The sequence below is a fragment of the Saccharomonospora xinjiangensis XJ-54 genome, from assembly GCF_000258175.1.
GTDB lineage: Bacteria > Actinomycetota > Actinomycetes > Mycobacteriales > Pseudonocardiaceae > Saccharomonospora > Saccharomonospora xinjiangensis.
This window is the reverse complement of sequence record NZ_JH636049.1, coordinates 4,763,666-4,771,546: the sequence shown is the minus strand read 5'-3', so window position 1 is coordinate 4,771,546 and position 7,881 is coordinate 4,763,666. Positions and strand designations below refer to the sequence as shown.

Genomic DNA, 7,881 nt, shown 5'->3' with positions numbered 1-7,881 from the left:
CGCAGGCCGGACGGCAGGGGGAACGCGGCGCGGAGCGGGAGCGGATCAGGCGGCTCACCACCGAGCGGCTCGCGCGGGCGCTGCGCGTGCCCGTCGCGGAGCTGTCGTCGCGCACGGCGTTCGCGGAACTGGGCGTTGACTCGATCACCGGGATGTCCTTCGTGTCCGAACTGGGCGAGGAACTCGGGATCGAACTCGACGCCGCGCTTCTGTACGACCACACCACCATCGACCGGTTGACCGACTACCTCGCCAAGGTCGTCACCAACACCAGCGGAGGGCAGCGATGACGAGTACCGAGTTCCGATCTGTCGTGGATCGCTACCTCGGCGGTGGCTCCGTGTCCCCGGCGCCGTCGGCGCCGCCGCGCACGCCACCACCGACGTCCACACTGGACATCGCCGTCGTCGGCATGGCGGGCCGGTTCCCCGGAGCCGGTGACATCCGGCAGTTCTGGGACAATCTCGCCGAGGGCCGCAAGTGCGTTGGCGAACTGCCCGAGGAGATCCTCGGTGAGGAGCCCAACGGCTACCGCTGGGGCGGGGTGATCGCCGACCGTGACTGCTTCGACGCCGCGTTCTTCGGGATCGACCCGCGCGAGGCCGACTCGATGAACCTGCACCAGCGGCTGCTGCTCCAGGAGGCCTGGCACGCCCTTGAGGACGCCGGTATCGATCCCGAGTCGCTGACCGGCTCCGACACCGGGATGTTCGTGGGCTCCGAGCCCGCCGGGTACCTGCACCAGTCGTTCACCGGCGCCTCCGACGCGCTCGTGGCGACCCGCCTTTCGTACCTGCTCGACTGGCACGGACCGGCGCTGGTGGTCAACACGGCGTGCTCGTCGTCGATCGTGGCGATCCACCTCGCCTGCCAGAGCCTGCGCAACGAGGAATGCGGCATCGCGCTGGCGGCGGGCACCAATGCGGGGCTGAGCCAGGACCCGCTCGACCTCCTCGGCGACATGGGTGTGCTGTCCCCGACCGGGGAATGCCGCACGTTCGACAACTCCGCCAACGGCACCGTGTTCTCCGAGGGAGTCGCGGTGCTGGTCCTGAAGCGCCTCGCCGACGCCGAGGCCGACGGCGACGACATCCGGGGCGTCATCAGGGCCACCGGGGTCAACCACGACGGTGCGAGCAACGGCATCACCGCGCCGAACGGGCTGGCGCAGGAACGGTTGATCGACGCGGTCTACCGGCGCCACGGCATCGACGCCTCCCGCATCGCCTACGTCGAGGCGCACGGCACCGGAACCACACTCGGCGACCCGGTGGAGGCGAACGCGCTCGTCCGCGCCTTCGGCAGGCTGGGAACGAACCCCTCGGGATGTGTGCTGGGCAGCGCCAAGGCCCACATCGGGCACACCGGCGCCGCGGCAGGGGTGATCGGGGTCGTGAAGGTGTTGCTGAGCATGCGGCACGACCGGTATCCGGGGCTGCCGACGTTCCGCACGCTCAACCCGATGATCAAACTGGACGGTTCCGGATTCACCGTGGACGCGGTGGGCAGGCCCTGGCCCGCCACCCCCGGCGTGCCGCGCATGGCCGCCGTCAACTCTCTCGGCCACAGCGGCACCAACGCGCACCTCGTCGTGGAGGAGTACCTGCCCGAACCCCGCCCGGAGACCCCGCTGACCGGCCCCGTGGCGGTTCCGCTGTCGGCCCGCGACGGCGAACGGCTCCGCGTGCTGGCAGGTGAGCTGGCCGAGTACCTCCACCGCGTGTCCAGCGGCGGCGAGAACGCCGAGGGCAGCGAGCGGGACGTGCTGCGGAGGCTGATCGCCGACCTCCTCGGGATGAGCGTCACCGAGCTGCGAGGCGACCGGACGCTGGAGAGCCAGGGCGCGGAGCCGCACCAGCTCGCACGCCTGGCCATCCTGCTGAGCAGGCAGACCGGCGGGCAGGTCACCGTGGACACCCTCTACGAGGCGCCGTCCGTGGACAGCCTGATCGACGCGCTGGCCCCGGAAACCCCGGACAGCGCGCAGCGGCCCCACCGCACGCCGCCCTCCCTCGCCGACGTGGCCCGCACGCTGCAACGCGGACGCGCGGCACTGGCCGAGCGCGCCGTGGTGCTCGCCGGGTCCATGCTGGAGCTGATCGCGGCGTTGCGCGCGCTCGCGGCAGGCACGCCCTCGGCCGGAACCGTCACGGGAACCACCGCGACGCCGCCGACCGCCCCCACAACAACGTCGCTGACCGACCTCGCCACGGCCTGGTGCCACGGAGCGAACATCGACTGGCCCGACCGCGGAGGCCGCAGGGTGTCGCTGCCGGGCTATCCGTTCGCGCCGATCCGGCACGGCAAGGACCGGCTGGCCCCGCGCGCCACGAAGCAGCGTGCCGTTGCCGCACCGCAGGCGGCACCGGCCCCCGTTCCGGCCGCGGACCCTGTGACGCCTGTGCCGCCTCAGGTGGCCGAGGTGCCGCCGGCCCCGGTGGTCACCGAGCAGTACCCGGCGGGGAGCAGCCTCAGGGAGGAGATCGGCTCCTGGCTCGCGGACGTGATCGCCACCGAGATCGGCGTGGCGGCCTCCGCCATCGACCGGTGGGAGCGCTTCGACGCGTTCGGCGTTGACTCGGTGGTGCGGACCCGCGTGAACCGGCAGCTCGCCGAGCACTTCCCCTCGGCGTCGCGCACCCTGCTGTTCGAGTTCGCCACCGTGGACGAGGTGGCCGACCTGCTGGCCACCGACTTCCCCTCCGATTGTCGCGCCACCCTCCGTGCCCCGGTAGCGACACACGCGCCGGAGCCGCCCGCTGCCCCCGTTCAGGAACCGTCTGCTTCCGGTGGCTCGGCTGCGGAGGTGGTTGCGGGGTGGTTGTCGGGTGTGGTGGCCGATGAGGCCGGGTTGGACGCCTCGGGTGTGGATGTGTGGGGTTCGTGGGCGGAGTTCGGGATCGACTCGGTGGTGCGGACGCGGGTGAATCATCGGATCGCGGAGGCGTTTCCGGAGGCGTCGCGGACGTTGTTGTTCGAGTTCTCCTCGGTCGGTGAGGTCGCGGAGAGCCTGGCGGCCGACTTCCCCGACCGCGCGCTGTCCCTGTCCGGTGGTGCCGACCCCGTGCCGGAGCCGCCCGCTGCCCCCGTTCAGGAACCGTCTGCTTCCGGTGGCTCGGCTGCGGAGGTGGTTGCGGGGTGGTTGTCGGGTGTGGTGGCCGATGAGGCCGGGTTGGACGCCTCGGGTGTGGATGTGTGGGGTTCGTGGGCGGAGTTCGGGATCGACTCGGTGGTGCGGACGCGGGTGAATCATCGGATCGCGGAGGCGTTTCCGGAGGCGTCGCGGACGTTGTTGTTCGAGTTCTCCTCGGTCGGTGAGGTCGCGGAGAGTCTCGCGGCCGACTTCCCCGACCGGGCCCGCGCGCTGCCGGGACAGAACTCCACGACGCCAGCCACGGCCGAGATCCCGGAATGGCCTGCCCATCCGACATGGACGGCGCCCTTCCCCGCGAGAGAGACTGGATTCTCCGCCAGCCGCGTCCTGCTCGACCCCGCCGCCGACCCCGACGACACCGACCTCGTCCGCGAGTACCAGGCCACGCTGCTCGACACGCTGCTGCGCGGTGAGGACCTCGACCGCGTCGGCGGGCTGATCGACCTGCACGCCGTGTCCGGCGCGGCCGGACTGCGGCTCGCGGCGCGGCACCGCCGCCTTCACGTGCACCTCAGGGCAGCCGATCCCGCGCAGGCGGAGCAGATCCTGCGGGCGGCCAAGGAACACGGTCTCGACACCCAGGTCACCGTCGCCCACAGCGACGCCGAGCCCGTGCGGCAGCCCTGCGACGTGGCCGTGGGGATCGAGGGCAGCCACCTCATGACCGACAAGGCGGGCTACCTCGCGGGGATCGCGTCCGCACTGCCCGAGGGCGGCAGGCTGTTGCTCGCCGACTTCCTCGCCGTCGGCGACGCGATGTCCGATCCCGCGCTCGGGGTCGCGCTGCCGACCCCGGAGCAGTGGGCCGACGCGCTCGCCGATGCCGGGTTCGTGCTCGACGACGTGGTGGACGCCAGCGCCGAAGCCGGTCACTTCCTCGCCGACTTCGACGTCGATCAGAACACCGCCGCGCTCGACCCTGTGGCGAAGGGCCGGTGGCGGTTCCTCACCGATCTCGCCGTTCCTCTCGAACGCGGCGGGGCGGCGTATCTGCTCCTGCGGCTCCGCAAGGACTCCACGGCCGGGCAGCGGCGAGCGGGCAACCGCGCGCGCATCGCCTCGGCCACCCCGTACAGCGAGGCGGTGACCAGCCGATGACCAGCACGACGCACACACCCGGCACGCAGTCCGCGCGAAGCGGCGTCAGCAACGGCGCCCCCAACGGCGCGACCGGCAACACCGCCGAGGTGGCGGACCGGCTCTCGGCGGCGGCCGAGGCCGCACTCGCCGGGGCGGACCCCGGAGTGGGACTCGCGGTGCAGCGCGGCATGGACGCGCTCACCGTCCTCGCGAGGCGGATGCTCGCCTCCGCGCTGCGCCGCATGGGCGCGTTCAGCACCCCCGGTGAACGGTCCCGTCCCGAATCGCTCGCCGACCGCCTCGGCGTCGTCACCGAGCACCGGCGCTTGTTCGACACGGTGCTCGGCATCCTCGTCACGGCGGGAATGCTGCGGCGCGACGGCGACGAACTCGTGGCTGACCACCCGCTGCGGGAACTGGGCGAGTCCGATGTGGACGCCATGGTCGCCGGGATCGCCGGAGAGTTCGGCGGCACAGGGCCGACAGCGCGGCTGGTGCGCCGGTGCCTCGACGCCTACCCCGAGGTGCTCACCGGCCGACGGGGCATCTCCGACGTGATGTTCGCCGACGACGCGATCGCCCAGCAGGACAACCGCGACGACACCCCAGGCAGTCCCGATCACGGTGCCGTGACGGCCGCCGTGGTGGCGGAGTACCTCCGCAGCCGGATGACGGGCGCCGAGAGCGCCTCGGTGGTGGAACTGGGCGCGGGCGCGGGCGGGGTCACCACCACGGTGCTGCCCGCGCTCGCACCGTGGGGCGGCCGGGTGCGCTACCTGTGCGCGGATTCCTCGGCCGAGGCCGTCGAGCAGGCGCGGCAGCGGCTCTGTGGTGCCGGTGACGGTGTGGACTTCGCCGTCCTCGATGTGAGCACGCCCAGCCCCGGCCTGCCGCAGGGCGAGACCGATGTGCTGCTCGCCGCCAATGTCCTGCACAGCGCAGGCGATATCGACGCGGCACTCGCCGGTGCGGCGGCACTGCTGCGGCCTGGCGGACTGCTCGTGCTCACCGAGGCGGTCTCGGCGCCCGAACCACTCGTGATGGTGCTGGGGCTGTCGGCGCACTGGTGGGCGACCGGAGGTGAGGGCAGGCTGCCTGGCTCGCCGCTGCTGTCGTCGGACCAGTGGCGGGCCGCTCTGGGCAGGGCCGGGTTCGAGCAGGTTCGCGTCCACCCGCTGCCTCCCGGCGTTGACGAGGACGACGCACCCGAAGCGGTCCTGGTCGCGATCCGTGCCGTGCCCGCGGCGGCACCCGCAGCGAAGCCGGACTCGACGTCCGCCTCCAGCGCGCAGACGCCCGCAGCCGTGCCGACCGAGCGCACGACCCGGCCGACCGAGGCCGCGCGTGCGGCGACCGAGCGGGCGAGCGGGACGGCCGGGGCCGCGAGCCCGGCCCCGGAACAGCCCGCGACGCGGGCGCGGACCCGGCCTTCGCCGTCCACTGCGGACACCGGAGGACCCATCGCGATCGTCGGGCTCAGTGTGCGCTTTCCCGGCGCACCGGACGCCCGGCGCTACTGGGATCTTCTGGTGTCCAACCGCGTCGCCATCGGCGAGATCCCGGCAAGCCGCTGGGACTGGCGGGAGTACTACACCCCCGAACCGCAGGGCATGGACGTCGTCCGCAAGAGCCATTCAAGGTGGGGCGGTTTCCTCGACGGTTTCGACGAGTTCGACGCCGGTTTCTTCGGCATGACCGAGCAGGAGGTGCGCAACACCGACCCGCAGCAGCGGATCTTCCTCCAGGAATGCTGGACGGCGCTGGAGGACGCGGGCTACAGCCCGCACGGGCTCGACCCGGCCGTGCGCGCGGCCACGGGCGTGTTCGCGGGCGCGTCGAAACTCGGGTTCGACCGGCTCGGCCCCGACAGGGGCGTTGACCTGCCGCGCACGTCCTTCGGCGACATGGTGAACCGGGTCTCCTACCACCTCGACCTCGGCGGGCCGAGCAAGCCGGTGGACACGGCGTGCTCGTCGGCGCTGGTCGCCCTGCACGAGGCCGTGGAGAGCCTGCGGTCGGGCGAGTGCACGATGGCGCTGGTCGGCGGGGTGAACCTGTATCTGCACCCGTCCACCTACGCCGAACTCGGCGCGGTGAAGATGCTGTCCAACCTGCCCGAGTGCCCCGCCTTCGGTATCGGCGGCAACGGCATCGTGCCCGGTGAGGGCGTCGGCGTGGTCGTGCTCAAGCGGCTGGCCGACGCGCAGCGCGACCGCGACCACGTGCGCGCCGTCGTGCTCGGCAGCGCCGTGAACCACAACGGGCGCACCGTCGGTTTCACCAGCCCCAACCCCCGTCGGCAGGCCGAGGTGATCGGTGCGGCGCTGCGTCGCGCCGACGTCGATCCCGCCACGGTGAGCTACCTCGAAACCACCGTGAACGGCACCGAGATCGGCGACGCCGTCGAGATGACCGCCGTCACGCAGGTCTTCGGCGGGCGCGCCGACGCGGAGGGCGAGTTCCGGATCGGCTCCGTGAAACCCAACATCGGCCACGGCGAGGCGTCCTCAGGCATGGCCCAGCTCGCCAAGGTGGTGCTCGCGCTCGGGGAGCGGACCTTCCCGCCGACCCGCGTGCCTGCCGAGGTGAACCCGGCCATCGACCTCGCAACGCTGCCGTTCGAGCTGTCCGCCGAACCCGCGCCGTGGGAGCCGCCCGTGGTGGGCGGACAGCCACAGCCCCGCAGGGCCGGGATCACCGGCATCGGCGCGGGCGGCGTCAACGCCCACGTCGTCGTCGAACAGGCCCCGGACAGCACGGCCGAGCCGGGCACGGGCCCCGCGCTGTTCGTGCTGTCGGCCCGGACTCCCGACCGGCTCGCCGCCTCCGCCGACAACTGGATCGCCTACCTGCGCGCCAACCCCGGCCTCGACCTCGTACGCGTGGCCTACACCAGCCAGGTCGGCCGCGAGCCGATGCGCCACCGTGTCGCGCTCGTCGCCGACAGTGTCACGGAGATCGCCGACAAGCTCGCGCGGTGGCGCTCGGGCGACACCACGGTGGCCGAGGTGGGCGAGGCGAAACGCCCGGCCTCGGCGGTGCGCGCCGAACGGGCCAAGGGCAGGCCGCTGACCGAACTCGCGAGGGTATGGGCGGCCGGTGGCATGATCGCCTGGGCTTCGCTGTACCCGCAGGGCAGGCCGATGCGGCTCGGCGGCCTTCCCACCTACCCGTTCGAGTCCACCGGCTACTGGGTGGACCCACCGGCCGCGCGGAACGGCGGTCCCACGACATCCACTGTGGACGCTCTGGACGCTGGGTCCGCTGGTGCCGCTGAGCCCACCGCGGCACCTGCCGCCGACGCGCGGCAGTCGGAGCTGGCCGAACCCACGGTGAACCGCTCCGGCGTGGGAAGCCCCGGTGAGGGCGGCTACCCCCTGCTCGACCTCGCGGGCGCGGTGACCGGTGCCGACGGCACGGTCACCGTCACCGGCGGTGTGTCGTTGTCGGCGCAACCGTGGTTGCGTGACCATCTCGTCAACGGCCGTGTCCTGCTGGCGGGCACCGCGATCGTCGATCTGGTCGGCCGCGCCGGCGAGGTCGCAGGCACCGGGCGGATCGCGGAGCTGACCCTGCACGCGCCGCTGGACTTGACCAGCGGCGCCCCCGTCGCCCTCCGCGTCGTGCTCGGCCCCGCGGAGCCCGAC

3 protein-coding genes are annotated in these 7,881 nt (G+C 72.7%); all 3 read left to right on the top strand.

The window, feature by feature from the left end; translation table 11 throughout:
- On the top strand, positions 1 to 290 hold a 290-nt coding region (locus SACXIDRAFT_RS21675), incomplete at its 5' end, for an acyl carrier protein (protein ID WP_006240833.1).
- Positions 287 to 4,252: a beta-ketoacyl synthase N-terminal-like domain-containing protein gene (locus SACXIDRAFT_RS21670; RefSeq protein WP_006240832.1), complete on the top strand. Its 3,966-nt coding sequence runs from the start codon at positions 287 to 289 to the stop codon at positions 4,250 to 4,252. The genes SACXIDRAFT_RS21675 and SACXIDRAFT_RS21670, both read left to right, overlap by 4 nt.
- On the top strand, positions 4,249 to 7,881 hold a 3,633-nt coding region (locus tag SACXIDRAFT_RS21905), incomplete at its 3' end, for a beta-ketoacyl synthase N-terminal-like domain-containing protein (RefSeq protein WP_006240831.1). The genes SACXIDRAFT_RS21670 and SACXIDRAFT_RS21905, both read left to right, overlap by 4 nt.